The organism is Mycobacterium sp. NGS35 (assembly GCF_059812855.1).
This window is the reverse complement of the sequence record NZ_JCALDL010000005.1, coordinates 58,481-84,528: the sequence shown is the minus strand read 5'-3', so window position 1 is coordinate 84,528 and position 26,048 is coordinate 58,481. Positions and strand designations below refer to the sequence as shown.

Annotated in this window: 26 protein-coding genes and 1 pseudogene; 13 read left to right on the top strand and 14 right to left on the bottom strand. The window is 66.2% G+C overall.

What is annotated here, in order from left to right:
• Nucleotides 1-33 precede the first annotated feature (33 nt).
• Genes malQ through AC5Y4C_RS10865 form a run of 4 tightly spaced genes read left to right on the top strand, consistent with a single transcriptional unit; the run spans nucleotide 34 to nucleotide 4,824 of the window.
• Nucleotides 34-2,172: a 4-alpha-glucanotransferase gene (gene malQ, locus AC5Y4C_RS10880; RefSeq protein WP_499962902.1), complete on the top strand. Its 2,139-nt coding sequence runs from the start codon at nucleotides 34-36 to the stop codon at nucleotides 2,170-2,172.
• Nucleotides 2,169-3,050, top strand: a complete 882-nt coding sequence (locus AC5Y4C_RS10875; protein WP_499962904.1) for an LLM class F420-dependent oxidoreductase — start codon at nucleotides 2,169-2,171, stop codon at nucleotides 3,048-3,050. The genes malQ and AC5Y4C_RS10875 overlap by 4 nt, the downstream gene beginning before the upstream one ends.
• Nucleotides 3,020-3,502 carry a nuclear transport factor 2 family protein gene (locus tag AC5Y4C_RS10870; protein ID WP_499962906.1) on the top strand — a complete coding sequence of 161 codons (483 nt, stop codon included), beginning with the start codon at nucleotides 3,020-3,022 and terminating at the stop codon, nucleotides 3,500-3,502. Before AC5Y4C_RS10875 ends, AC5Y4C_RS10870 begins: the two co-directional genes overlap by 31 nt.
• 2 nt (nucleotides 3,503-3,504) lie before the next feature.
• Complete coding sequence (locus tag AC5Y4C_RS10865) at nucleotides 3,505-4,824, top strand: MFS transporter (RefSeq protein ID WP_499963008.1); 1,320 nt, start codon at nucleotides 3,505-3,507, stop codon at nucleotides 4,822-4,824.
• On the opposite strand, the gene AC5Y4C_RS10860 is transcribed toward AC5Y4C_RS10865, so the two are convergent.
• From AC5Y4C_RS10860 to AC5Y4C_RS10850, 3 genes are all read right to left on the bottom strand, one after another.
• Nucleotides 4,821-5,240 carry a ChaB family protein gene (locus tag AC5Y4C_RS10860; protein ID WP_499908544.1) on the bottom strand — a complete coding sequence of 140 codons (420 nt, stop codon included), beginning with the start codon at nucleotides 5,238-5,240 and terminating at the stop codon, nucleotides 4,821-4,823. The genes AC5Y4C_RS10865 and AC5Y4C_RS10860 overlap by 4 nt on opposite strands.
• Nucleotides 5,241-5,320: 80 nt before the next feature.
• Nucleotides 5,321-5,755, bottom strand: coding sequence for an SRPBCC family protein (locus AC5Y4C_RS10855; RefSeq protein WP_499949118.1), 435 nt, complete (start codon nucleotides 5,753-5,755; stop codon nucleotides 5,321-5,323).
• 17 nt (nucleotides 5,756-5,772) lie between these two features.
• Nucleotides 5,773-6,618 (bottom strand): lysophospholipid acyltransferase family protein, encoded by an 846-nt coding sequence (locus AC5Y4C_RS10850; RefSeq protein WP_499908548.1) that lies wholly within the window; start codon nucleotides 6,616-6,618, stop codon nucleotides 5,773-5,775.
• A 66-nt stretch (nucleotides 6,619-6,684) separates the two neighbouring features.
• Here AC5Y4C_RS10850 and AC5Y4C_RS10845 point away from each other — a divergent pair, with 66 nt between their 5' ends.
• Both AC5Y4C_RS10845 and AC5Y4C_RS10840 read left to right on the top strand, forming a co-directional pair.
• Nucleotides 6,685-7,584 (top strand): metal-dependent hydrolase, encoded by a 900-nt coding sequence (locus AC5Y4C_RS10845; protein ID WP_499908550.1) that lies wholly within the window; start codon nucleotides 6,685-6,687, stop codon nucleotides 7,582-7,584.
• Nucleotides 7,584-8,693, top strand: coding sequence for a PDR/VanB family oxidoreductase (locus tag AC5Y4C_RS10840; RefSeq protein WP_499962908.1), 1,110 nt, complete (start codon nucleotides 7,584-7,586; stop codon nucleotides 8,691-8,693). The genes AC5Y4C_RS10845 and AC5Y4C_RS10840 overlap by 1 nt, the downstream gene beginning before the upstream one ends.
• Here AC5Y4C_RS10840 and AC5Y4C_RS10835 read toward each other — a convergent pair.
• The 3 genes from AC5Y4C_RS10835 to AC5Y4C_RS10825 all read right to left on the bottom strand — a co-directional run bounded on the left by AC5Y4C_RS10835 (nucleotide 8,677) and on the right by AC5Y4C_RS10825 (nucleotide 12,321).
• On the bottom strand, nucleotides 8,677-9,399 hold the full coding sequence (locus tag AC5Y4C_RS10835) for a nuclear transport factor 2 family protein (protein ID WP_499962910.1): 723 nt from the start codon (nucleotides 9,397-9,399) through the stop codon (nucleotides 8,677-8,679). The two genes, AC5Y4C_RS10840 and AC5Y4C_RS10835, sit on opposite strands and share 17 nt — an antisense overlap.
• Nucleotides 9,400-9,404: 5 nt before the next feature.
• Entirely contained in the window at nucleotides 9,405-10,715 is a 1,311-nt protein-coding gene (locus tag AC5Y4C_RS10830; RefSeq protein ID WP_499949112.1) for an NAD(P)/FAD-dependent oxidoreductase, read from the bottom strand.
• A gap of 79 nt (nucleotides 10,716-10,794) precedes the next feature.
• A complete protein-coding gene (locus AC5Y4C_RS10825; protein ID WP_499962912.1) occupies nucleotides 10,795-12,321 on the bottom strand; it encodes a phytoene desaturase family protein in 1,527 nt (508 codons plus the stop codon).
• A 99-nt stretch (nucleotides 12,322-12,420) separates the two neighbouring features.
• Here AC5Y4C_RS10825 and AC5Y4C_RS10820 point away from each other — a divergent pair, with 99 nt between their 5' ends.
• The 4 genes from AC5Y4C_RS10820 (at nucleotide 12,421) to AC5Y4C_RS10805 (ending at nucleotide 15,687) form a co-directional block, all read left to right on the top strand.
• Nucleotides 12,421-12,681: a hypothetical protein gene (locus AC5Y4C_RS10820; protein ID WP_499908558.1), complete on the top strand. Its 261-nt coding sequence runs from the start codon at nucleotides 12,421-12,423 to the stop codon at nucleotides 12,679-12,681.
• A 144-nt stretch (nucleotides 12,682-12,825) separates the two neighbouring features.
• Nucleotides 12,826-13,311 carry a TspO/MBR family protein gene (locus tag AC5Y4C_RS10815; RefSeq protein ID WP_499949104.1) on the top strand — a complete coding sequence of 162 codons (486 nt, stop codon included), beginning with the start codon at nucleotides 12,826-12,828 and terminating at the stop codon, nucleotides 13,309-13,311.
• A gap of 79 nt (nucleotides 13,312-13,390) precedes the next feature.
• Nucleotides 13,391-15,223 carry an AMP-dependent synthetase/ligase gene (locus AC5Y4C_RS10810; RefSeq protein ID WP_499962914.1) on the top strand — a complete coding sequence of 611 codons (1,833 nt, stop codon included), beginning with the start codon at nucleotides 13,391-13,393 and terminating at the stop codon, nucleotides 15,221-15,223.
• A gap of 83 nt (nucleotides 15,224-15,306) precedes the next feature.
• Nucleotides 15,307-15,687 carry a hypothetical protein gene (locus AC5Y4C_RS10805; protein WP_499908564.1) on the top strand — a complete coding sequence of 127 codons (381 nt, stop codon included), beginning with the start codon at nucleotides 15,307-15,309 and terminating at the stop codon, nucleotides 15,685-15,687.
• A 51-nt stretch (nucleotides 15,688-15,738) separates the two neighbouring features.
• On the opposite strand, the gene AC5Y4C_RS10800 is transcribed toward AC5Y4C_RS10805, so the two are convergent.
• Complete coding sequence (locus tag AC5Y4C_RS10800) at nucleotides 15,739-16,242, bottom strand: hypothetical protein (protein ID WP_499908566.1); 504 nt, start codon at nucleotides 16,240-16,242, stop codon at nucleotides 15,739-15,741.
• A 150-nt stretch (nucleotides 16,243-16,392) separates the two neighbouring features.
• Between AC5Y4C_RS10800 and AC5Y4C_RS10795 the strand changes: the two genes are divergently transcribed.
• Entirely contained in the window at nucleotides 16,393-17,739 is a 1,347-nt protein-coding gene (locus AC5Y4C_RS10795; RefSeq protein ID WP_499962916.1) for an MFS transporter, read from the top strand.
• A 66-nt stretch (nucleotides 17,740-17,805) separates the two neighbouring features.
• On the top strand, nucleotides 17,806-18,741 hold the full coding sequence (locus AC5Y4C_RS10790; RefSeq protein WP_499949102.1) for an alpha/beta fold hydrolase: 936 nt from the start codon (nucleotides 17,806-17,808) through the stop codon (nucleotides 18,739-18,741).
• A 347-nt stretch (nucleotides 18,742-19,088) separates the two neighbouring features.
• Here the strand turns inward: AC5Y4C_RS10790 and AC5Y4C_RS10785 are convergent, their stop codons facing one another.
• The gene (locus AC5Y4C_RS10785) at nucleotides 19,089-19,574 is read right to left on the bottom strand and encodes a hypothetical protein (protein ID WP_499963010.1); all 486 of its coding nucleotides are present in this window, start codon (nucleotides 19,572-19,574) and stop codon (nucleotides 19,089-19,091) included.
• Between the two features lie 177 nt (nucleotides 19,575-19,751).
• On the opposite strand from AC5Y4C_RS10785, the gene AC5Y4C_RS10780 reads away from it, so the two are divergent.
• Nucleotides 19,752-20,174, top strand: coding sequence for a nuclear transport factor 2 family protein (locus AC5Y4C_RS10780; RefSeq protein WP_499908572.1), 423 nt, complete (start codon nucleotides 19,752-19,754; stop codon nucleotides 20,172-20,174).
• Nucleotides 20,175-20,197: 23 nt separating this feature from the next.
• Here the strand turns inward: AC5Y4C_RS10780 and AC5Y4C_RS10775 are convergent.
• From AC5Y4C_RS10775 to AC5Y4C_RS10750, 6 genes and pseudogenes are all read right to left on the bottom strand, one after another.
• A pseudogene (locus tag AC5Y4C_RS10775) lies at nucleotides 20,198-21,691 on the bottom strand (flavin-containing monooxygenase); the annotation flags it as partial.
• A complete protein-coding gene (locus AC5Y4C_RS10770; RefSeq protein ID WP_499962919.1) occupies nucleotides 21,673-22,398 on the bottom strand; it encodes an SDR family NAD(P)-dependent oxidoreductase in 726 nt (241 codons plus the stop codon). The pseudogene AC5Y4C_RS10775 and the gene AC5Y4C_RS10770, both read right to left, overlap by 19 nt.
• A complete protein-coding gene (locus tag AC5Y4C_RS10765) occupies nucleotides 22,395-23,141 on the bottom strand; it encodes an HpcH/HpaI aldolase family protein (protein WP_499962921.1) in 747 nt (248 codons plus the stop codon). Before AC5Y4C_RS10765 ends, AC5Y4C_RS10770 begins: the two co-directional genes overlap by 4 nt.
• On the bottom strand, nucleotides 23,138-24,106 hold the full coding sequence (locus AC5Y4C_RS10760; RefSeq protein WP_499962923.1) for a zinc-binding dehydrogenase: 969 nt from the start codon (nucleotides 24,104-24,106) through the stop codon (nucleotides 23,138-23,140). The genes AC5Y4C_RS10765 and AC5Y4C_RS10760 overlap by 4 nt, the downstream gene beginning before the upstream one ends.
• A 2-nt stretch (nucleotides 24,107-24,108) precedes the next feature.
• Entirely contained in the window at nucleotides 24,109-25,320 is a 1,212-nt protein-coding gene (locus tag AC5Y4C_RS10755) for a cytochrome P450 (protein ID WP_499962924.1), read from the bottom strand.
• Nucleotides 25,321-25,331: 11 nt separating this feature from the next.
• Nucleotides 25,332-26,036, bottom strand: coding sequence for an NIPSNAP family protein (locus AC5Y4C_RS10750; RefSeq protein WP_499962926.1), 705 nt, complete (start codon nucleotides 26,034-26,036; stop codon nucleotides 25,332-25,334).
• Between the last annotated feature and the right edge of the window lie 12 nt (nucleotides 26,037-26,048).

Below are 26,048 nucleotides of genomic sequence, written 5' to 3'. Positions count from 1 at the left end.
CTACCCGCCAGCGCGTCGGCAAAGATGGCCACCATGACCTCGCAGCAGTCATCACTGGCCGAGCTGGCCGCACGCTACCGCGTTGCCACCGAATACGAGGACGCCAGCAGCCGCCGCGTGGTGGTGCCGGATCAGACGGTCGTGGCAGTCCTCGCCGCACTCGATGTGGTCGCCGACACCGAAGAGCAGCGCCGCGCCGCGCTTCGCGACCACGACCGCCGCTACTGGTCGCGCCCACTGCCGCCGGTGATCGTCATGCGGGCCGGAACGCCGACGCCGTTCTGGGTGCACGTCAGCCACGGAGCACCGGCCCGGCCGTGGATTCGTCTGGAGGACGGCACAGTACGTGCCGGGTTGCGCCAACTCGACAACTTCACCTCGCCGTACGACCTGGACGGCCGGCTTGTCGGCGAGGCCAGCTTCGAGCTGCCTGCTGACCTGCCGCTGGGATACCACCGGCTGCACCTCGACGACGCCGGTTCGTCCGACGGCTCCGCGGTGATCGTCACGCCGGCCAGCCTGACCGTCCCGGAACGGCTGGGTTCACGGCGCACCTGGGGGTTGGCCACGCAGCTGTACAGCGTCCGCTCCAAAAGATCCTGGGGCATAGGCGATCTGACCGATCTGACGGATCTCGCCGTGTGGGCAGCTTCGCAGCACCATGCGGGCTACGTGCTGGTCAATCCCTTGCACGCCGCCGCACCCACCGCGCCTATGGAGCCTTCACCGTATCTGCCGACGTCGCGTCGCTTCGTCAACCCCATCTACCTGCGCGTCGAAGCAATTCCGGAGTTCGCGTACATCCGCCGTCGGCGTCGGATCCGCAAGCTGCACGACGACGTCCAAAGCGGCGCCAAACGGATCGACTCGATCGATCGTGACGCGGCCTGGGCCGCGAAGCGCGCAGCGCTCGAAGAGATCTACCGAGTGCCGCGCTCCGCGGGACGCGACCTCGCCTATGCCGCGTACCGCCAACGGGAGGGTCGCGCGCTGGACGACTTCGCCACCTGGTGTGCACTTGCCGAGACGTACGGAAGTGACTGGCGACAATGGCCTCACGATCTGCAGCATCCCGGCGCGTCAGGTGTTGCGGTCTTCGCCGAGGAGCACGCCGCCGACGTCGACTTTCACCGTTGGTTGCAATGGCAACTCGACGATCAGCTGATGATCGCCCAGGCCCACACTCGCCAAGCCGGGATGGCGCTGGGCATCATGCATGACCTCGCGGTCGGCGTGCATCCGAGCGGGGCCGACTCGTGGGCGCTGCAGGATGTGCTGGCGCTCGGTGTCACCGCCGGGGCGCCGCCGGATGCGTTCAACCAGCAGGGCCAAGATTGGTCTCAGCCGCCGTGGCGACCGGACGCGTTGGCCGCGCATGAGTATCAGCCGTTCCGATCCATGGTCAATGCGGTGCTGCGGCACGCGGGCGGAGTGCGCATCGACCACATCATCGGCCTGTTCAGAATGTGGTGGATTCCCCAGGGCGCCAAGCCAACTGACGGCACATACGTCTACTACGACCACGAAGCGATGGTCGGCGTGCTGGCGCTGGAGGCGCATCGCGCCGAAGCGCTGGTGGTTGGCGAGGACCTTGGCACAGTGGAACCGTGGGTGCGCGACTACCTGCGCGAGCGGGGAATCTTCGGCACGTCGATCTTGTGGTTCGAGATGGACCATGACGGCGACGGCGGTCCGCTTCCGGCCGAGCGGTGGCGAGAATACTGCCTGTCCTCGGTCACCACCCACGACCTGCCGCCAACGGCTGGATATCTTGCCGGCGAACATGTCCGGCTGCGCGATCGGCTCGGTCTGCTCACCCGGTCGTTCGAGGAGGAGCTGCAAAGCGATCGCGCCGAACAGCAGGCCTGGTTGGAAGAGCTGCGCCGCACGGGGTTGCTCCACGACGACGCCGATGTCGACGACACCGTATTGGCCTTGCACCGCTATCTAGCTCGCACCCCGTCGAAACTGCTGGCGCTATCGCTCAGCGACGCCGTCGGGGACCGGCGCACCCAGAACCAGCCCGGCACCACAGACGAATACCCGAACTGGCGCGTGCCGCTCGCTGGCCCGAAAGGCCGAAAGATGTTGCTGGAGGATGTGTTTCGTGATCAGCGTGCCGCGACGCTGGCCGCTGCCATGCGCGTCGCGGTGGAGGCTGACGGCACATGAAATACGCCGTCATTGCTCCGGTCGACGCCGGGGTGACCGCCGACCCGGTATGGATCGCAGACTTCGCCCGTCATGTCGAAGCATGCGGTTTCGACGAGATCGTGGCCGTCGAGCACACGGTTCTCGCGACCTGCTACGACAGCCGCTACCCCTACGATCCGTCGGGAAGGGTGGCACTGGCTGCAGACTGCCCGGTCCCGGATCCCCTTGAACTCCTTGGGTTCATCGCCGGTCACACCACGACGCTGGGTTTGGCCACCGGTGTGCTGGTGCTGCCCAATCACCATCCCGTCGTGCTGGCCAAACGGGTTGCGACGGTCGATGCGCTTTCTGGCGGCCGGCTGCGGCTCTGCGTCGGGGTGGGTTGGTTGCGCGAAGAGGTCGAGGCGTGCGGTGCGCCGTTCGGTGATCGGGGCCGGCGCGCCGACGAACAGATCGAGGTGATGCGGTTGCTGTGGGCGGATCGCCCTGCGGGTGCCACGCACAGCGGCGAATTCTTCCGATTCCGCGACATTGCCTGCTACCCGAAACCGCTGCGGGGCGAACACTTTCCTATCCACGTTGGCGGTCACAGCAGCGCAGCGGCCAGGCGCGCGGGCCGGCTCGGCGACGGTTTGCAGCCGCTCGGTGTGACCGGGCCGGCGCTGCAGGAACTGATGGACGTCATGCATCAGGCGGCGGCGGATGCCGGACGCGACGGGTCAGCGCTCGAGCTGTCCCTCGGCCATCTCGTTGAGAAAATCGACCGCGAGCGAGCGGACAAGCTGGCCGAACTCGGCGCGAATCGCGTTGTGCTCGCGATGCCGCCGGTTCGCGAAGTCGACGACGCCAAGGACCGAGTGTCGGCATGCGCGCAGCGCCTCGGGCTGGCGCCGTGAACCCAGCCGACCGGCTCGCGCTCTCCCAGCTGGTGCACCGGTACGCCGCCGGCATCGACGACCGCCGGTTCGACGACGTCGCCGCACTGTTCGCTGAGGACGCAACGTTCGCAGTGCCCGATCCGCCGAACGTGCTGGAACCGGTGGTCGTCCATCGGGGCTATGCCGCGATCGACACAGCGGTCAGAGCAGTCGAGCAGGTCCAGCGGACCATGCACGCGATCGTCGGCGAAATCTACACGGCGGCAATGAACAACGCACACGGTCGCATCGTATGCATCGCACACCACTTCACCAGAGTCGGCGACGAGCTCTCAGACGCCGTGTGGTATCTGCAGTACGACGACGAGTACGTTCGAACCGACGCTGAATGGCGATTTCGCAGCCGCACGCTGACGATCGATGCAATCGAGACGCGGCCGGTCCGGCGGTTGCGGCCGAAGGGGACATGACGATGCGCGCCTGGATTGTCTGGTCTGTGGGACTACTGGGCTACATCGTCGCGGTTCTCGACCGCACCACGTTGGGAGTGTCTGGGCTGCAAGCCGCCGACCGGTTCGGCGCCACCCCGGGAGTGCTGTCGACGTTCGTGGTGCTTCAGGTGGTGGTCTATGCGACGGCGCAGGTTCCCGCCGGTGTGTTGTTGGACAAGCTCGGCTCCAAGACGCTGATCGCCACTGGCGCCGGGCTGATGGCGGCTGGACAGCTCACGCTCGCCTTCTCCACCGCGCTGCCGGCGGCGATCGCTGCGCGCGCCGTGCTCGGCCTGGGCGACGCGTTGACGTTCATCTCGGTGCTGCGACTGGTACCCCACTGGTTCGCCCCGCGGCGGGTTCCGCTCGTCACGCAATTGACCGGCATCTGCGGGCAGCTGGGACAGGTGCTGTCGGCGCTGCCGTTCCTCGCGCTGATGCTGCACTCCGGCTGGACCGCTGCATACGTTGCCGTCGCGGCGTTCGGGCTGCTGTCGCTTGCGCTGACGCTCGCGCTGGTGCGCGACACCCCCGAAGGCGCAATCGTTCGGGACGACAAGACCGACTTCCGCGCCACCCTTGCCAGCGTCAAAACGGTGTGGCTGCGGCCCGGCACTCGACTGGGCTTCTTCACCCACATGGGTACGCAGTTTTCGGTCACCGTGTTCGCGTTGATGTGGGGTGTCCCGTATTTGACCGCGGCGCAGGGCGTTTCGACGGAGACAGCGGGTGCACTGTTGTCGCTGTCGGTGGTGACCGCCATCGTCGCCGGTGTTGTGCTCGGGGTGTTGACGGCGCGCTACCCGCTGCGCAGGTCATGGATGGTGCTGACGATCATTGCCAGCAACGTGGCGATATGGACTGTGGTGCTTGCATTTCCACACCGCGCACCACTATGGCTGCTGACTTTGTTGGTAGTCGTGATCTCGGTTGGTGGCCCAGGTTCGATGGTGGGCTTCGACTTTGCGCGCACGTTCAATCCCCGGGCGACGCTGGGCACCGCTCAGGGGATGGTCAACATGGGCGGCTTCTTGGCATCGCTGGTGGTGATGCAGATCATGGGCCTCATCATCGGTGCGGCGGGTGGCTACTCGTTCGCGTCGTTCCGCCTGGCCTGGACGGTTCAGTACGGCGTGTGGACGCTGGCGGTCGTCGGCATCTTGATCACCCGGCGCAAGGCTCGTCGCGCTCTTACGCCGGACCAGTGGCGCCATCTGATCGAGGGATTCGAACCGCCGCACGCCGATCCGCCGCCGATCGGGCCGCCGCAGGGCGAACCGACAGTCGAAACCCGCGGTTAACGCTTGCGCGCCGACTCACGCCGATTGGCCTTCTTGATCGCCGCAACCAATTCTTCTTTGCTCATCGACGAACGCCCAGAGACATCCAGCCGGCGGGCGACCTCCATCAAATGCTTCTTGCTGGCATTCGCATTGACGCCTTCGGCCGTCTCGCCTTTCGCGTTCGGTCCGCCGCTCTTCGCGCGCTGATCCGACGGCCCCTTCTTGCTCTTGGGCTCCCAGTGGTCGCCGACCTTTTCGAAGCTGTGCTTGAGTGCGCTGTACGCGACGCGATGTGCCCGCTCGCCTTCCCCATATTCCTTGACCGCGGCGTCGTGCGCTTTGGCGAACGTCCGCTGTGCCTTGGCCGGCGACTTCTGCAGCGTGCTCGGCAGTTCGCTTTTCTTTGCGCTTCCGCTTTTGCTGGTCTTGGGCATCGTCAGACTCCTTCGGTGATGTACACCTCGACGTCGTTTACCCAGCCTGCAAAAGCCCTAAAACCAGCCGCTGAAACCACCTAGGACTCGACGAGCTCCTTCAGGTTCTTCAGTGTGGCCGACAGCGTCCGGCCGACTTGCCGGGTGGCGAGGTGGTCCGCGATCAGGCCGAGAAGTCCGCCGGGCGCCTGGTAGGACAGCCGGAAGATCACCTTCGTGCGGCCATCTGCGGTGTCGCGCAACCGGATTCGGCCCCGCAGGTTGATACCGGTGATGCCGATGAACGCCAGATCGCGCGACTCGTCGAACTCCACCACCTCGATCAGCCCACCGACCGGTACCGAACCGATCTTCCAATGGACGGTGTAGCGAGCGCCCACCCGCACCGGACCGTCGGTGACGGTCTCCCAGCGGGCGAGATTCGCCATGAACCTCGGATAGCAGTCCGGATCGCTGACGACCTTCCAGACGTCGTCGCGGTTCGCGTCGATGACGCAGCGGCGTTGAACCCTCATTCGTGCACTCTCACCTGTCAGCCGATCAGCGGGAAGCGTCGTTCGGCAGCCAACCGATCCACACCGGCCTGCAGGCTGCCCAGGACTTTGTCGTTGATCGTGTCGTCGTCGGCGGACTGGATGTCGGCGGCGTCGATCGGGTCCTGCACCTCGATGACGATCTTCGTCGGCAGCGGCAGCCGCGGGATCATGTCGCTGACCACCAGACCCCATGGCGGTGCCAGCAAGATCGGCACGCTTTTCAGCCGCGCCATCTTGTCGACCATCAGCAACTTGGCCAGCCACTGCCCGCGGTCGAGGAACAGCGCCGCCTCCTGACCGCCGACACTGGCGATCGGCACGATCGGGACGCCAGCCTCTCGGGCCAGGCGCACATAGCCTTTGCGGCCGCCGAAGTCGACGCGATGGCGCTCCCACGACGGTCTGAACACCTCGTAGTCACCGCCGGGATAGACCAGCAGCGCGGCGCCCGACTGCAAGGCCAGCAGCGCATTGTCGTGGTTTGCGGCGACGGTGCCGAACTTACGCAGCGCGCCCAGTCCGGGCATGGACACGACGAGGTTGTGCGCGAGCTGGTAGAACGGCCGCTCGACGCCGAAGTACGACGAAAAAGCAAGGGTGAAGACGAACGTGTCAGGTGGCAGGTTGCCGCCGCTGTGGTTGCCCACCAGCAGCACCGGCCCCTCCGCCGGGATCCGGTCCAGCCCCCGCACGTCGGCCCGGAAGTACACCGACGCCAACAACCACAAGCCAGGCAATTGGTCGCGGATGTAGTCGGGGTCGCGCTGGTCCAGATCAGCTTTCGGAACGCGTGACGCGACCTGCTGCCGCGCCCACTCCAAGACATCGCCAACTCCGGGCATGCCCGACATATTGACATCGGCCGGGCGAACGAAACATCGATGTGCGCACGGCCGTAGAATTCCGTCATGCTGCGACCGCAACGATGCGAGCGCGAGGTCGATCCGGGGCCGGTGCAGATTCAGCCCCGAAAGGTGCACTTCGACTTCTCCGACATTCCGCTGCATTGGATACCGGGACATCCGGTCGCATCGGACATGATCGGCATCCTCAACGTGGTGCTGCCGGCGGCGGAACGATGGTTCGTTGCGACGTACAACGAGGCGCTCCCGCTGGTCAAAGACCCCAAGCTCGCCGACGACATGCGCGGCTTCATCGGCCAGGAGGCCATTCACGCCGACATCCACGAGCAGGCCCTGCACGAGTTCATGGAGGCACGCGGCTTCGACCCCAAGCCAGTGCTCGATCAAGTCGAATACGCGTTCTCCAAAGTGCTCGGTGCCTCGACCGCCACCGCACCGAAGCGCCGGCACAACCAGCTGTGCGACCGGTTGTGGTTCATCGCGGCGCTCGAGCACTACACCGCGGTGCTCGGCGACTTCGCCTTGAACAACGCGTGGGAAGACTTCGGCGCGCACCCCACGTTCGTCGACTTGTTCCGCTGGCACGGCGCCGAGGAGGTGGAGCACCGCAACGTCGCCCACGACGTCGCCACCTACTTCAGCGACAGCTACCTCGACCGCGTCGGCGCGATGCTCATGGCGTCGACATTCATGTTCGTGATGTTCCAGCGGGTCTCGTGGTATCTGGTCAAGACGGACCCGCAGGTGGACTTCGGATGGCTGCGGATGCAGAAGCTGCGCTATCTCGACTCCAAACACGGCCTGCTGCCTCGCTACCGAAAGCTCTTCGGCAGCAACACTTTTGACTATCTGCGACCGGGCTTCACACCCGAGAAGATGGGGTCCACCGCGCAAGCGGTCGCCTACCTGGCGAGTTCGCCGGCCGCGCGGGCTGCCCACCTCTGATGGCGCGCTTCGGTTTTCGCGTCGCCGACGTGCCGGCAAGCGCCTCCGGCCGTACCAGACACGATCCGCTGCTCGGATTGGCCAGCGTGATCGTGTCCGGGGTGTGGGGGCTCACCGGCGCTCTGCGCCGGCCTCCGGCGCCGCCGGAGCGCGACCGTATGCGCACCCTGCGAATAGTGGACCGGCAAGTGGTAGCCCTCGACGAGAACGTGGTGGCACTGACACTGGCCGCGGCGGACGACGCGCCGCTGCCCCGGTGGTACCCGGGCGCGCACATCGACGTCCACCTGCCGAGCGGCCGGGTCCGTCAGTACTCGCTGTGCGGCGATCTAGGCGACCGTCAGACCTACCGCATCGCCGTACGTCGCATCCCTGACGGCGGCGGCGGCTCCATCGAGGTGCACGACGCACTCGTGGTCGGATCCACTGTCACCACATCCGGGCCCCGCAACGCCTTCCCGCTGGTCATTCCCGGTCGTGGCTCGCCCGCAACCCGGTTACGGTTCGTTGCCGGCGGTATCGGCATCACGCCGATCCTGTCGATGTTGCGGCAAGTGCAGCGCCTCGACGTCGAGTGGTCGATGATCTACGTGGGCCGAAGCGCTGACAGTCTGCCCTTCGTCGACGAGGTGTCGCAATACGGCGACCGGGTGCGGATCCGCACCGACGACGTCCACGGGCTGCCGGCCGCCGACGAACTCTTGGGCGAATGTCCAGACGGGACAGCGGTTTACGCGTGCGGGCCGGCCCCGTTGCTCACCGCGATTCGCAGTCGGCTGGCCGGCCGCGACGGTGTCGAACTGCATTTCGAGCGATTCGCCGCGCCTCCCGTGGCCGACGGCGAGGAATTCTCGGTGCGCGTCGCATCCACCGGCGCGGTCGTGGACGTCGGCGCGCAGGAGACGCTGTTGTCGGCGCTGCAGCGCTCCGGGGTGGCCGCGCCATACTCGTGTCAGCAGGGATTCTGCGGAACCTGTCGCACCCGGGTCCTCGCCGGTCGGGTGGATCACCGCGACACGCTGCTCACCGAACCTGAGCGGCAGGCCGGCGCGATGCTCGTCTGCGTGTCTCGCGCGCCCAAAGGAGAACTGCTCACGCTCGAGTTGTAGGGGACGTGAAGTACTCGACGGAGCCGATTGCGGCCGTGCGCGGATCAACGTCGGCGAACACGACGGCACGTCCGGCCGGGGTGTCCAGCGACGCCACTACCGTCGAACCGGAGGCAATCAGCCTGTGCACGTGGCACTTACGCAGATCCGTTCGCAGCCTGCCGTCGGTCAGCGCCTGTTCGACGAGTCGCTTGCCCTCAACGCCCACACTGCGAAGCCCCCCCGCGTAACGCGCCGTGCCAGCCACCCCTTGGTTGCGCAGCAGCGCCCCAGCGAGCCGCAGGCCGATCGGCACTGCGTTCACGCCTTGGCGCAGGAACTGGCCGATCATCGCCGACAATTCCCAGTACGCCCGCAAACTCGCAATCCGCCAGCCGGATCCCCCCGCCCGCAGGTCGTAGCGGATGACCGTGGGCACCATCAGCCGCACTCCGTGACCCATCACCACTTCGAGCGTGAGATCACGGACCACCGTGGTGCGGCAGACGATGTCGACATCAGGGTGGAAAGTGATCTGCCGTGGTCCGATGAACGTGTCGTAGAAGCGGCCAATCTGGCGGTGCCCGACGTGCGGTTGTGTTCCGACCGGGTCCTCGACGCGCCCGTCGGCGGTGAATAGCCCAACCCACTGAGCCCGATCATGTGCGCGCGCTGCCCGCGGCGATGCTTCGACGGCGGCAAGCAACTCGTCGCCGGAAGGTTCCATTCCGCTCAGTTGGCCTTGGGCAGCGGAATGCCTTGACTGGCCGAGAATTCCGCATCCGCCTCCGACGCGAGCCCGATCGAGACGATCGTCCGCGGGAACATCGCGTCGGTGAGATACGCCAGCGCCACCGCCCACCGATTGACGAACCGCGGCATGGCATACAGGTGATAGCCGCGGGTGACCAGCTTCGCCGGATATCCGGAGATGTGGACGTTGAGCGGATTGGCGACGGCGTAGCGGGGGCCCAGGTCGACGACCAGACCCATGTTGCGGTGCCGGTAATCCTTCTTCGTGCCGTAGCCGAGGCTGGCGGCGACGTTGCGCGCCAACGTCTTTCCCTGACGAATGGCGTGCTGCGCGGTGGGCGGGGTGATCTTTCCGGGTTGCGTGAGATCCGGCACCGCAGCGGCGTCGCCGCCGGCGAAGACGTCCGGATGGCCGGGGACCTGCAGGTCGGCCTGCACTTTGAGCCTGCCCTTCTCGGTGGGCAAGCCGAGCTGCTCGATCAGCGGCGCGGCCGTCACGCCGGTCAGCCAGGCCACCGTGCGGGTGCCCACTACCGAACCGTCGCTCAACACGACGTGATCGGCATGCACTTCCTTCAATGTCTTGCCCAGTTGAATGTCGATGCCGCGACTGCGCAGCACGTCCATGGCGGCTTGGCCAAGCCGTTCACCCACCTCGGGCATCACCTGCTCGGCGAGGTCGAGCAACAGGAACTTCACCGACGCGGGGTCGAATCCCATCTGCTTGGCGGCGGCGTCAGCGAGCGCCCGCAATTGCGCGACAAGTTCCGTCCCCGAATACGAGGCGCCGACCACCACGATGGTGCGGCGCGACTGAGCCAGGTCCTTGTCCTCGTCGAGGCACGCCAGCTCGAATTGCTCGAGCACATGGTCGCGCAGGTACAGGGCCTCCGCGGTGGACTTCAGGCCTCTGGCGTGGGTGGCCAGTCCGGGGATGTCGAACAGGCGAGTCACCGATCCGGGTGCCAGCACCAGGCGGTCCCACGACATGCTGCGCGACCGCTGCTCGGGATCGGTGAAAGTCAGCGTGTGGTTCTTGAGGTCCACCTCGTCGACGCGGCCACGCACAGCCCGGGCCCCTTTGAGCATGCCGGCCAGCGGGATCGTCACGAAGCGTGCGTCCACCACGCCGCCCGCCACGTCAGGCAGCAGGGGGGTGTACAGCATGTAGTCGATCGGCGAGATCAGCGTCACCGTCACGGGGGCATTTCGCCTGCGCATCTGGCGGGCGAGTCGCCGGGCACATTCGAAACCCGTGAATCCACTGCCGACGACCACGACCGACTTCATCTGCGGGACGGAATCAAGCTGCGTCGTCCCCGTGTGATTTGCCATGGGGACTCATGTACCCACCGCGCGCCGCACCAATTCATGGCGCCGTCGAACCGCTTCCGGGGTGCCGCGGTGTCGTTGGCCCGAGGTGAAGATCCCGTAGGTTCCGAATGCCGAAGTGGCGTCTCAGGACTCGACGGGCGGCGTTCATGCCGCACATCCCGTGCACTCCGGGACCTGGTGGTGTCGCCGCCGAGCACAAATAGACGTTGTCGATCGGGGTTCGGTAGGGGTCCCAACGCAACACCGGCCGGGCCACCATCCGGTACATCGAGACCTGACCGACCGCGATGTCGCCGCCGACGTAGTTTTCGTTGTGCCGCGACATGTCGCTGGCCGGGATGCAGCGCGATGCCACGACGATGTCGCGGAACCCCGGCGCGAAACGTTCGATCTGCGCGGTCACAGTCTCCGTCATGTCACGCGTCGAGCCGTTCGGCACATGCGCGTAGGTCCACAGCGGCGACTGACCGCCCTGCGCCCGCCGCGTCGGGTCGGCCACCGTCGGATGGCTCAGCAGCACCATCGGAGTTTCGCTGTGCCGGCCCGCGGCGGTATCGCACTCGGCCTGCGCCATCTGCGCGCGGCTTCCGCCGATGTGCACCGTCCCGGCCGAACCCACCCGCGGGTCAGCCCATGGAATCTCTTCCGACACAACGAAATCCACCTTCGCCACGCCGCTTCCCGGGCGGAACTTCTGCACGGCCGCCCGGTACCGCGACCCCAGGCGCTCTCCGAACACGTCGACGAGGGTCCACGGCGACGTGTCGAACAGGTACACCCTGGCGTCCGGCAGATCATCGGCGCGCCGGATACGACGACCGCAGCTGACCACACCGCCTCGCGCCGAGATGTCTGCGATCAGCGCGTCGGCGATCGATTGGCTTCCGCCTACCGGAATCGGCCAACCGTGGGTGTGGGCGAGCGCTCCCAGCAGCATCGCCGCGCCACCGCCGGCGATTGACGGGATCAACGTATTGGCGTGTGCCTCAACCCCTGTCACCAGGGCGCCGCAGAGTTCGGCGTGGGTCATCCGCTCCCACAGCGGCGTCCCGAGTTGCAGCGCCCGCGCCGCCAGCGAACCGGCCGCAAGCAATCCGCGCGGCGTCAGGGCCGCAGCCGGCACGCTTCGAAAGTCCGACAGTGCGATGTCCCGAACCGCCTGCACTGCATCGACGAGCGGTGCCATCACCCGCCTGAACAATCGGCCGTCTTCTCCGCCTAGTTCGTCGACGGTGCGATCGATGCTGCGATATGCGATCGCCGCGCGACCGCCGTCCATCGGTTGGGCATACGCCGCCTCCGGCTGGGCCAACGTGACGCCGCGGCCGGCAAGGTCGAACCGCTGGAAGAATTCCGATGCAGCGGCGAGCGGGTGCACTGCCGAGCACAGGTCGTGACGCAGCGGCACCTCGAGATCGAGCTCGACGGTCCGGCAGCCGCCACCGGGCTGCATCTGGGCCTCCAAGACCTCGACCGATAGTCCGGCTGCGGCGCAGATCGCCGCTGCGGCCAGACCATTTGGACCCGAGCCCACGACCACGACGTCGCGTCGGTTGCTCATCACGCCGTACCAAAGCGCAGTGTTGCCATCGTGGTCCATTCTCGCCGACTACTGGAAGCCGCCCGCACATAGTCCCACGAGGACTACGCTGAATCCGCTGTGTTCACACTGAGGCGCCACCTCACGACCGGAACGCTGGCCGCTGCCGCAGCGGCCGCGGTGGTGTGTGCGCCGCCGGCGGCAGCCGACTGCACCACCAGCGGCGGCGTCACGGTGTGCGCGCAGGGCACGGTCACCGGCCCGTCGGGAGCGCCGGCGCCCTCGGCAGGTCCGTATTACCCGTATCCCTGCGAAGAGGACTGGCTGTGCGATGACGGCGGGATTTCGATCGTGCTCGCCCCGCCGCGCTGGCGTAATTGACCCACGCATCGTGACGCGTTGTGCCGCTGGGCGATTCGGTGACAGACGTCGGCCGCAGCCGCACCGGGGTTAGCAACCGCGGGCGCAGGGAACTCCCGCGCAAACTAGAAAATCTGGCGGATCTGGGACTGGGAAGGTTGCACTATGCGCGCGATGACACTGGCCGCGACATCGGCGGCGGTCGCCGCGACCGCAACACTGGGCGGCTTGGCCAGCCGGCCCGCGGAGTCCTTCTGGTACCGGCGGTTGAAGAAGCCTGGCTTCCAGCCGCCGCGGCAGGTCTTCCCCGTGGTGTGGCCGGTTCTCTACGCCGACATCGCAGTGGCGTCGGCGTCGACCATCGACGGCCTGCGCGATCAGGGACGTTCCGAGGAGGCACGCGGATATGTCGCCGCGTTGGCCGCCAACCTCGTGCTGAACGGCAGCTGGAGCTGGCTTTTCTTCACCCGCCGCCAGCTCGGCGCATCGGCTGTGGCGGCCGCGGCGCTGACCGCCAGCAGCGCGGATCTGACGCGACGCACCGTCGGAACACTTGGCCCCCGTGGGCTGGCACTGGCCGCCTATCCGTTGTGGTGTGCCTTTGCGACGCTGCTGTCCACGCGGATCTGGATGCTCAACCGCCGACGCTGACCGGCGAGATACGACCACAATGATGACCGGAGAGGGTGGAGTCCGTCCCACCCTCCGTATGCAACGAGGCGAGGAAACGATGGCGACCACCACATCCCCCGTTCAGACCGCATCCAGTCTCGCGGCGCTGTTTCTTCAGCGCGTCGAACGTTCGCCCGACAAGGAGGCGTTCCGCTACCTCGAGGCCGGCAATTGGGTGTCGATCAGTTGGCGGCAGGCGGCCGACCGGGTGGAATCGCTGGCGGCGGGGCTGCTGGCACTCGGGGTGGAACCCGAGCAGCGCGTGGGCATCGCTTCCAGCACCAGATACGAATGGATACTCGCCGATCTCGCGGTCATGTGTACAGGCGCAGCCACCACGACCGTGTATGCGAACACCAACGCCGCGGACACCGCCTACATCTTGTCCGACTCCGAATCGAAGGTGGTCTTCGCAGAGAATACCGAGCAACTGGCCAAGCTGACGGAACGTCGTGCCGATCTGCCCGGCGTCACCAAGGTGGTGCTGTTCGACGCATCAGAAGCCGGGGAACAGGACCGAGGCGACGACGATTGGGTGATCACTCTCGACGAGCTGGCCGAAGTGGGCGCCAAGCATCTGGCCGAGCATCCCCAGTCAGTCCGCGACTCCGTCGACGCGATCACGCCCGACCGGCTCGCGACATTGATCTACACGTCCGGAACCACGGGCAAGCCGAAAGGTGTTCGGCTGCAACACAAAGCGTGGGTGTACCACGGGATGGCCGTCGCGGAGATGGGCCTGCTGGGCGAAGACGACATACAGCTGCTGTGGCTACCGCTGGCCCACTCGTTCGGCAAGGTGCTGGTGTCCGCGCAATTGGCGTGCGGCTTCGTCAGCGCCGTCGACGGACGCGTCGACAAGATCATGGAGAACACCGCCGCCGTCAAGCCCACCTTCATGGCTGCTGCGCCCAGGATTTTCGAGAAAGCGCACGCTCGGATCGTCACCGCCCAGCAGGACCAGGGCGGGCTGAAAGAGAAGCTGTTCAAAACGGCCTTCGCCGTCGGTGTCGAGGTCGACCGCCGGCGTCGCCAGAACACGTCCGTTCCGATGCCAATGGCTCTGCAGCACAAGCTGTTCGACCGATTGGTGTTCAGCAAGGTGCGGCAGGCATTCGGCGGCCGGATCCGGTTCTTCGTGTCCGGTTCCGCACCGCTCAACCGTGAGATCGCCGAATGGTTTCATGCCGCGGGCTTACTGATCCTCGAGGGCTACGGCCTCACCGAGACCGCCGGCGGCGGTTTCATCAACCGCCCCGACAACTACAAGCTCGGTACCGTCGGGTTGCCGTTCGACGGCACCCAGGTGCGCATCAGCGACGAGGGGGAAGTGCAGATCAACGGTCCGGAAGTGATGGCCGGCTACCACAACCTGCCCGACGCGAGCGCCGGCGCGTTCACCGAAGACGGCTGGCTACGCAGCGGAGACAAGGGTGAGCTGGACTCCGACGGGTTCCTGCGGATCACGGGTCGGATCAAGGAGATGTTCAAGACCTCCGGCGGTAAGTACATCGTGCCGCCGGCGATCGAAGCGAAGTTCATCGCGATGTGCCCCTACGCCAGCCAGTTCCTGGTCTTCGGGGAAGCCCGCAACTACTGTGTCGCGCTGATCTCCTTGGACCCGGACAGCCTCTCCGGGTGGGCGGCCGACCGCGGGATGACTGGCAAGTCGTACGCCGAACTGGTGAAGACGCCCGAAGTGCACGCGCTGGTCGACGAGTACGTGAAGAAGCTCAACGCCGAGCTCAACCGCTGGGAGACGATCAAGAAGTGGGCGCTGCTGGACCACGACCTGTCGGTGGAGCGCGGTGAACTCACCCCGTCGCTGAAGGTCAAGCGCACCGTGGTGGCCGAGCACAACCGGGAGCTGATCGACGGCCTCTACCGCTGAGCGCACATCGGTCTTGCAAGAAGCCCTTGTGGCGCCGACGCCACCGGTTAGGCTTTGCCCCGAAACGACGGGAGGGTGGGGAAATGAATCGTCAGTTACTTGCCGCCATCGCGGTCACGGCCGCCGTCATCGCCACGGCGCCCGCTGCCGCCGCCGACGACCCATCCGGACGCTATGACGGCGACGTGCCCGGCATGTCGTATGACGCCGCTCTCAATGCCCCGTGCTACAGCTGGGAGCGTTACATCTTCGGGCGGGGCCGCGGCGGCGAGGCGATGCAGTGCCACTGGATTCCCAACCAGTGGCCGCCTGTCGACACGGGCTTCTGGGTGATCTCCTACCCGCTGTACGGCGTGCACAACATCGGCGAGCCGTGCGAAAACCCGCGTGGCGCAGCGGCACAGTCACCCGACGGGATCGCGCTCGTGTGCACCGCCCAGTTCGGCTGGCAGCAATGGGTGTAGCGGCGCACTGAGCTCGAACAGCCTGCGCCGCAACGGGTTTGCTCGGCCGAGTTAGATCGGTGCGATGTAGTCCGACGTCCGGAAGTCGCCGCTCAGCTGAGTCGAGATGCCCAGCGGCCCCTCCACCGACACCCATGCGCCTGTTGCGCCGTCCATGACCGGTGCCGAGACGGTCGCGGTGCCGTTACCGGCTCCGTCGGTGTAGATGCGGCCCACGCCGACCCCGGGTTCGCCGGCACCGCAGCTGATGCCCGGACGCGGCACCTCGACCAGACGCACGCCGTACCAGATGTCAGGATTCACCGCGAGCAGGTGCACCTCAGCTGACACCGTGTTGCCGCTTCGAGACAGCAGCGCGTACGCCGAGCCCTTGCTGTCTGAGGGCACATAGGGCTCGTTGGTCCAATCACACCGCCGCAGAATCGAGCTCAACGGCATGTACCGCGTGCCGTCGTCGGCCGCTGCGCGTGGCGTACCGGATGGCAGCACCGCTGCGCAGGTCGTCACCATGATCGCCGTTGCCACGACGGCGCTGAACCGCATGAGCTGTCGCATCGGGAGAATCCTTCCTGGTCGCCACGCCCCGACCTGGCAAGTATTGACGACGACCGCGTGGATAAACGCACAAATGGTGCCGGAGTTACCGTACAACCGCTTCCGAGGCATCACACTGTGGATGAACGCGGTCGGCGGAGGGACGACACGATGGTCATCGGCGACGACGAAGTCACCAAGGCGGCGCGACTGGACGAGCAGTCCCACCGCGCGCAGGTCCGGCGGGCCGCACTGGCCAGCACGGTGGGCACCACGATCGAGTGGTACGACTTCTTCCTCTACAACACTGCGGCCGCACTTGTTTTCCCGCACTTGTTCTTCCCCGCGTCCAGCGCGTACGCCAGCGCCATGCAGTCGTTCGCGACTTACGCCGTCGGCTTCGCCGCACGCCCCGTCGGCGCGGCGATCTTCGGGCATTGGGGCGACCGGATCGGTCGCAAGGCCACATTGATCACCACGCTTCTGGTCATGGGCATTTCATCGGCGATCGTCGGCATCCTGCCCGGGACTGCGTCGGTCGGCATCGTCGCGCCGCTGCTGCTGGTGGTCATGCGGCTGGTCCAGGGCATCGCGATCGGCGGCGAGTGGAGCGGTTCGGTGTTGCTCGCGATGGAATGGGGCGCGCAGGAAAGACGCGGCCTGCTGGCGAGTTCCGCCCAGGTCGGTGTCCCGGTCGGGCTGGTGCTCGGGACCGGAGGCATGACTTTGTTGTCGGCGGCGCTGCCGCCCGACGCGTTCAATACGTGGGGGTGGCGAGTGCCGTTCTTGGCCAGCCTCGTGCTGGTGGCTATCGGGCTTGCGATCCGGCTGAAAATCCTTGAGACACCGATGTTTGCGAGAACCGTGATCGAGCGCAAGGTGGTGCAGACACCGGTCGAGCACGCGATCCGCCACCATTGGCGCGAGATTCTACTGTCGGCCGGCGCTCGGTTCAGTGAGCAGTTGCCGTTCTATCTGTTCACGGCATATGTCCTCAAGTACGTCAAAGACCGCGGCGGGTTCAGCGGGACCTTCGTGCTCAACTCGGTGCTCGTCGGCGCCGTCTGCGCGCTCGCGGCGATCCCGTTCTTCTCGCATCTGTCGGATCGTGTCGGCCGCAAACGGGTGTACCTCGCCGGCGTGATTCTGGTCGGCGCGTTCGCGTTTCCGTACTTCGCAGTGCTCACCCATGGCGGTCACGTGCTGATCTTCGTCACGATCGTGCTGTCGCTGATCCTGCATGCGATGCAGTACGGCCCGCAGGCGGCGATGATCGGCGAGAGTTTCCCGACGCATCTGCGCTACGGCGGCGCAGGTTTGGGTTACCAGCTGGCGTCCGTCTTCGCCGGTGGTCCCGCTCCCCTGCTGGCCACCTGGCTGCTGCATCAGACCGGCACACCGTATTCGATCTCGCTGTACATCCTTGTCGCAGTGATCGTTTCGGCTGGGTGCGTGGTGGCCCTGCCCGACCGGTCGCGGGCCGACATCGAAGACGACCGGACATACAGCCGCAGTTGACGCCCACCGCGCGATCCTCGAAAATCGGCCGGCGGCGCGCGATCACGACCTAAAATCACGGTGCCCATGAGACCAAAGAACCTGTGGCGTCATCCGGTGCGGGTGCCGCCCACCGAAAAGCCTCGGGCAGAAGGTCGCGTCCACCTGCCCGACGGTCGCCGGCTGGGTTTCGCGGAGTTCGGGGATCCGTCGGGTGACATCGTCCTGTGGTTCCACGGCACACCGGGCGGCCGTCGGCAGTTCCCGCTGCTGGGCCGGCGCGCTGCCGAAAAGCTCGGGCTCCGCGTAATCCTCGTAGAGCGTCCCGGCGCGGGGCTTTCGGATCCGTATCGATACGACACGGTGGCCGACTGGGCCACCGACGTGGCGCACGTTGCCGACGCAGTGGGCGCCGGCCGCCTGGCCGTCGTCGGGCTTTCCGGCGGCGGCCCTTACGCGTTGGCGTGTGCTGCGGTGGAGCCGGTCGCCAGTCGCGTTGTGGCGGTAGGGATCTTGGGCGGCGTGGTGCCCTCGGTGGGTCCGGACGCGGCTGCCACCGGGGCCATTGTGCTGGCTCGTCGCTTCGCGCTGCCGCTCTCTGTGCTGCGTCAGCCGTTGGCGCTGACCGTATCCGGACTGGTACTGCCGATCATCCCGTTCGCGCACTACGCATGTCGCGCCTATGCGAGCATCACGCCGGAGGGCGACCGCCGGGTACTGCACGATCCGGAAATGGAAGGCATGTTCGTCGACGACCTCATCTTGTCGACACGGGGACGGCTGCAGGCGATCGTCGACGATGCCCGATTATTCGGGCGCGACTGGGGATTTCGACTAGCCGATGTGAGAGCGCCGGTGCGGTGGTGGCATGGTGACGCCGACCCAATAGTGCACCTGGTGGGAGCTCAGGCGTGCATCGAACGACTGCCCAAGGCCGAGCTGATTTTGCGCGCCGAAGAAAGCCACCTCGGCGGCTTCGCCAGCGCCGACGAAGTGCTCGAATTCGTCCGCTCTCAGTTCTGAGCGTCTCCGGGGTTCTCATCTCAGTCCCTGGGTACCAGAAGCGGCGGTCACGCAGGACCGCGGGCATCGTGCTCCCACCCACGCATCGTGGACGTTGTTGAGAGACGGGCGTTTTCGATGTCGACCTCCCACTCGGGGAAGCGCTTGAGGATTTCCGCTGAACGTGACGTGATCGACGAGCGCCTTGATGACGCGGCCAACATTATTCAGCACATAACTGACGGTCGCGGTCGACACGTTGGCCGGGTGGCACCACGTCGGCCTTGGTCGGCCGCGGTGTTCCCTGCGCGCTCGATCGCCTCGGACCGGCGTAGCCGCGCGGGCTGGCGCAAGGCCGATTGCGGGTGCTACCCAACCGGCACCAGATCCGGCTCATAGGCCTGCCGACAGCGGGTGCCGCCACGGAATGATTCGGTAGCCAAGTCCGGACCGGCGGGAAGTCGTACAGCTGCGAGCGCACAAGCCTTGAAGACACACGCCGCGCTACTGAGCCGGTGCTGGACAGGTTCGGCGCGGCGATGGACTCCGGTCGGCCAGAAATCGCCCCACAAAATGACCTCGGTGAGACCTCGATCCAAGGCCGCAACCACGGCCTTGCGTATACGTGAGTCGCGGTTGAAGACGTCGGCGGCGACCGCAAGTGCTTGAGGCGCAGCCAAATCCCCGATCGCGTCGAGCGCTGCAGCCGGAGCCGTTCGAACTCCGAGAATGCGAAGCGCCCGCGCGTCAGCGGGTTCGTCGAGAAGCAGGGTGACATCCCACCCCGCCATCGCGCGATCGAATAGCCAGCCGCCGGCCGACCGCACGACGTCGTTGACGTCGACGGCGATCACATCGAGCCGGTACCGGGTCGACGTCCCTGCGGTTTCGGGGCCGCGTTGAGGCGTCCGTCGCGGGGCGGCGTAAGGGAGCTCGAACTGGATTGTCGCGTCGTCTCGGCGCACACCAACAGCGTGACAGTTTCGATGTCATCTGTAAAGCTTGGATTCAACCGTCGAAGGGGCTAACCCATGGATGTCCAGAGAATCAGCGACGAACTCGAGATCACTGCGCTACTCAACAGGTATGCCCGTGCCGTCGACACCAAGGACTGGACTCTGTACCGGTCGGTCTTCACCGCGGACGCCCGTATCGACTACTCGTCGGCGGGCGCGGTCGCCGGCGGCCGTGACGAGGTCGCCGAGTGGCTCAGCCGGGGATTCGCGTCGATTCAGATGAGCATGCACTACATCACCAACGTGGAAGCCGAGCTGGACGGCGACACGGCGACCGTGCGGGCGATGTTCTACAACCCGATGCAGTTGCCCGACATGACCGAGCTCAGCTATTGCGGTGGCTACTACCACCACCGGTTGGTGCGGACCTCCGACGGATGGCGCAGCGCCGAACTGCGCGAAGAGAACGTGTGGTTTGTCAACGCGCCGGGAGGCTGATCTGACGCACAGGCGCTTTCCTGCCTGTCGGGCGGAGGCTCGAATGCGTAATCCCCCGGCTTGAATCTGCGCGTCATCGCCCAGAACGCGCGGGCGCTTCGCGGCCACTGGGTGACCACGCGGCCGTTGGGCGCCCGAAAGTAGTTGCTGCACCTGGTGGTCCACACGGTGCCCGCCATCCAACGGTCGATTTTGGCGACGAACGCAGCCATGGTTTCCGGTCGCACGGCAACGTACGATTTGCGTTTGCGGCGAAGGTATTTCAGCGCCGCCACAACGTAGCGAGCCTGCGCTTCGAGCATGAAGATCACGCTGTTGGACCCGACGTTGGTGTTCGGGCCGTACAGCATGAAGAAATTCGGGTAACCCGGAACCGCCATGCCCAAATAGGCGTACGCGCCATCCCGCCACGTCTGACGCAACGACGTGGCGCCTTCGCCCACCACGTCGATCTTGCCCAGGTAGTCGGCCGCGGCGTAACCGGTCGCGCACACCACGACGTCCACCTCGAGTTCGGTGCCGTCCTCCGTGACCAGTGAGCGGCTGCGCAACGCCCGAGCCGGGCTCGCCACCACCTCGACGTTCGGTCGAGTCAGCGCGGGTATGAAATCGGACGAGAACACCAACCGCTTGCACCCCAGCGGATGATCCGGAGTCAGCTTGCGGCGCAGCTCCTCGTCATCCACGACTTCGTCGAGCATCTTCTCGGCGAGCGCCTTGAATTCCCGCGTCTTGTCGCTGCCGTTCTCGATCACCGAGATGTTGGCCTCGCTGCGCAGCCACAATCGCGTGCGGTACAGCCTCTTGGCGAATGGGACGTGCGCGAGGATCCATCGCTCGCGCTTGGTGTACGGGCGGTCCGGCTTCGGCAGGATCCACGTCGCCGAACGCTGCACTGAATACACCCTCTTTGCCACCTTCGCCAGTTCCGGCAGCAGTTGCGACGCCGTCGAACCGGTGCCCAGCAACGCAACTCGCGTATCTGTCAGGTCGACCGAATGGTCCCAGCGTGCCGAATGCATCACGACGCCGGTGAACGGCTCTTCCTCGACCAGCGTGGGCATCACCGGTTGAGTGAAGATCCCGACAGCCGATACCACGACGTCGAAGTCGTGCCGCTCACCGGTGGAGGTGGTCAGCCGCCAGCGGTTGGCGACGGGATCCCATTGCGCTGAAACGATTTCCGTGTTGAGCCGCAGGTGCGACTCCAGTCGGTAGCGCCGAGCACACTGCTCGAAGTACTCCAGGATTTCGGGCTGGGCCGACCACAGTCGCGACCAATGCGGGTTGAGCTGAAACGAGTACGAGTACAGGTGCGACTTCACATCGCAGGCAAGGCCCGGATACGTGTTGATCCGCCAGGTGCCGCCGACACCGTCCTCGCGGTCGAATAGCGTGAAATCGCGAAAACCGGCTTTTTGCAGGAGAATTCCGAGCGCCAGTCCACCTGGGCCGGCACCGATGATTCCCACCGACAGGGCGTGCCCGCTCGTCGTACTCATCCGATCTGCAGGCATTGGCCGCCGTCGACGACGAGTTCAGCGCCGGTGATGAACGACGCCTGCTCGGAGAGCAGGAAGGCGACCGCATCAGCGACCTCGGCGGGCCGGCCCAGTCGCCCGATGACGGCCCGCGCGCTAAGACGGGCCTGGGTGGCGTCGTCGAGCATCGGTGTCTGGATCGGTCCGGGAAACACCGCGTTCACGCGGATACCGGACGGCCCCAGTTCGGCCGCTGTGATCTGAGTGAGGCCGCGCAGCGCCCACTTGGCCGAGCCGTACGCGGCGTGATGGGGAAACGGCCGAAGCGCACCGGTGCTGCACGTGTTCACGATCGCTGCACCCTGCGCGCGGCGCAGCTGCTGCAGCGTGGCTCGGATGCCCAAGAACGGACCCAGGCAGTTGACCCGCCAGCTGCGCTCGAAACCCGCTGGCGTTTCTTCGTCCAGCGCTGCTCGGTGCAGCACGCCTGCATTGTTGACCAGTGCGGTCAGGGTTCCGAACCGCTCGACCACCGTCTTGACCGCGGCGTCCCATTGATGTTCGGCGGTCACGTCCAACTCGATCGCGATGACGTCGGGATCCTCGAGCGCGTCGACGGTGGCGGTCAGTTCGTCGACCATGAGATCGCATGCTGCGACGCCGAATCCGTTTGCACGCAACCGCCGCGTGATCGCGGCGCCCTGCCCGCGGGCGGCGCCGGTCACAATGGCCACGCCGGTCACTGGCCCGTGGCTTCCCTCAGATGCGCTGCCACTCCGCGACGCAATGCCTGCGATTCGGAGGCCAGCGTGATCATCCGGAATCCCAGCCCTGCCATGACATTGCCGGCTTTGCCGTCTCCAGCGTGCACACCTGTCACCAGGCTGACCGCCGCGGCGGTGGAATGGATCCGCCTGATGGCGTCACAGACAGCCGGCTCAGTGAATGCGTCAGAGACGCCGTGCCCCATCGACAGCGAAAGATCGACCGGACCGACATAGATCCCGGAAAGCCCTGGGACAGCGCATATCTCGGCTATAGCAGCGAGTCCGCGGGCGGTCTCCACCATCGCAAATACGCTGGCCCGCGATTCCAGCGTGGCAGTGTCGCGGCCCAGGCGCGGCGCCAAAGGGCCGAAGCTGCGCACTCCCGACGGTGGGTACCGGCTGGCGGACACCGCCGCGGCGGCCTGCTCGGCCGACTCGACCGTCGCGATGATCACCGCGTCGGCGCCCGCGTCCAGCACCCGCCCGATCGGGGCAGCATTCGCCGAAGGCAGCCGCACTGCGGTGGCGATCGGGACGTGTTCGAGCCGGCGCAGCAGTAACGCGACGTCGGCGTCGCTGAGATAACTGTGCTGAACGTCGAAACCGACGTAGTCGTATCCGGCGCGGGCGAATTCCTCGGGGCCCATGATCGTCGGGCCGACCACCCATCCGCCCCACAGCGGTGATTTCGCGTCGAGAGTTTGCTGCAGTCTGCTCACGCGACGATCGCAATCTTCACGCGTTCTGGTACGGGACGGCAGGCGAGTTCGAACGCCGGCTGGACGTCGCCGATGCCGAACACGTGCGTGACGTATTTCGGCAGGAGTTCGGGGTGTTCGCGCGCGAACGCGTCGGCACACCGCAGCATCCGGCTGCGCTCGAGTGTCACGCCGGATTGCAGCGTCAGATTGTTGCGCAGCATCGTGCGCATGCTGATCGGGTAGCAGTCGTCGTCGGCCACGCCGAAGTAGAGCACGGTGCCGCCGAAGGCGGCTGCGTCGAGGGCGTGGCCCAGCGTCGCGACTTGATGGCCGACGGCTTCGATCACTATGTCGGGCTTGTCATTCGGTGAGAGATGGCTTACCCAGCGGTCGCTGGTGGCGCGCACCGCCGTGTCGACACCGAATTCCTTGCCGACGACTTCCCGATCGACCGGGTCGACGCCGGTGACGTGTCGGGCCCCCTTCACCTTGGCCACGTACGAGAACAACAACCCGATCGAGCCCTGACCGATGACCGCGACGTGGCGTCCGTTCAGCTCGCGCAGTTGCTCGACCGCGTACAGCACGCACGCCAGTGGTTGCAGTGCGATTGCGTGCCCCGGATCGAGGCCCGGGTCGTAGCCCGCCACGCCGTTGCCGTCGGTGGCCACCCGCTCCATCAGGCCGTCGAACCCCGACGCCCAGCCCACCACGCGGTCGCCGACGCGGTGGTCGGGATGGCGCGTCGCGATCACCTCACCCACGACCTCGTGGACGGGAAAACCGTCCTTCTCGGCGGCGAACAGACCACGGTCGCCCGCGATCTTGCCTCGCACACCGCGAAACGGCGGAATGTCACTGCCGCAGATGCCGGCGGCCAGGAAGCGCAGCAACACCTGGCCGTCGACGAGATCATGAGATGTCTTGTCCGGCAGGGAGTTCCGTTCGAAGGCATAGGGCGCGACGAGCCGGTACGACCACATCCTCACACCTGCACCGGGATGCTGTTCCAGCCCCACTGAAAGCTCGACGGCGGGCGCGACGCTGCTTCACTGACGACATTGAACTCCGGTACGCGCTTGAGCCACTCGGCCACCAAGATCGCGATCTCCAGCCGCGCGAGGTGATAGCCGAGGCAGAAGTGCTGGCCGCGGCCGAAGGCCAGGGACCGCTCGATGCGCCGGTCCCAGATGAATTCGTCGGGGTCGGGATACTGGCGTTCGTCGCGGTTGGCCGAGGCGATCAGCGTGATCACGCGCTGGCCCGGCCTCATCGTGATGTCGTGGAGGGTGAACGGCTTGCGCACCGTGCGCGCAAACCATTGCGCCGGTGCGCAATAGCGGATGGTCTCGTCGCGCGCGACGGGCACGTTGGCCTCGATGTCGGAACGCACCTCCGCCATCTGCTGCGGCCGGCGTGCCAGTTCCCACAAGCCGTGCGCGACGATCTTGGGCACAGTCTCGGTGCCGCCGATGAACACGCCCAACATCTGCGTCGCGACCTCCACGTCGGATAGCGCTGATCCGTCGGGCAGCCGGTACGCCAACAGCTTGTCGACGATCGGCAACTTTTCGCCGACGCCGGCGCGACGGCGCTGCACCACCGGGATCAGATATTCGAGGTATCCGGGCCGCGCGTTGGCCACCTCCACCCCGCTGCCGGGTTGCGCGAGGCTTCCGGCATTGACGGTCGCCAGCACGTCCGGCGCCAGCTCGGCGGGCAGACCCACCAGATCGCACACCACCGTGGCGGCGACGATGCCGCCGTATTCCTGTGTCAGATCGAATTGTCCGCGCGCAGTCAACTCGTCGAGGCGCTCATTGGCCAAGCTGCGAATCCGATTGGCGAGTGCGGATACCGATCTCGGCCGGAACGGCGCCGACGTGCACTTGCGGACACCGTCGTAGATCGGTGCGTCGAAGTTGGCGTGAAACGGCATGGGGTGCAGCGGCGGATCGGGCACGGGCCCGTCGTTGTGGTGTGCCAGAACCGCTGCGGCGGGCAGGGTTCCCTCGGACGCCACGAAGGTGCCGTCCATGAGCTCGAGCATCCGCCAGATGTCGTCGAACCGCGACAGCGCGTAGGTGTCCCACTTCTCGATGTAGTACACGGGATACTTGTCCCGTAGCACGCGGTAGTACGACAGCGGATCGGCCATGACGGCAGGATCGAACGGGTCGTACGAAAACTTTTGCATCAACGCACTTTTCATTGCAGTGGTGACGGCGGTAGGGCCGCGAGGACGGAGTCCTCCCACCCGTCGCGCAGTGCGGGCGCGACGCTCATCCACGTGACGATCTCGGCGGGAGGGTCGTCCTTCCAGGACGGGTAGTGGTTGGCGAAGCAGTCCCAGTCGCCTTCTAGCGCCCAGTAATGGATGACTTCGTTGAAGCGGAAGGTGGTGGTGAACGAACCAAGCCAGCGCTTGCCTGTCCGCTCAGACCACGGGACGTAGAGGCGCTCCAGCTCGCGGATGTAGTCGTCTTGCCGGCCGGGCTTGGTCTGCATGATCTCCTGGATCACCAGTCCGGCTTTGACATCGGCTTCTTTGAGTTGAGCGAGCGTGCGGTTGCTCGGAGCGGGGTACATGATCCGCCCCTCGCCCGACGCGCCGGCTTCGGACAACAACGCCGTCCACTTGGCCGCGGCCGCCGCGTGGCTGCCCCCGCGGGCTTGTGCACGACCGATTCGCGCATAGTCGGAGAACCCGTCGATCTCCCAGATGACGGTGGCTTGTGGCCAGTGGCCGTTGTAAGGCGTCGTCTCCCAGATCGCAAACAACCGCGCGCCGAGTTCCTCCATCATCGGCTGGTACACATCGGCGAACACCTGCGTGAACCGGTCGGTTCCAGCGGAGCCCAACGCGATGGTCTCGTGCAGATAGAGCAGCGTGTGGCTGTAGTACTTGCGCATCACCGCTCACCG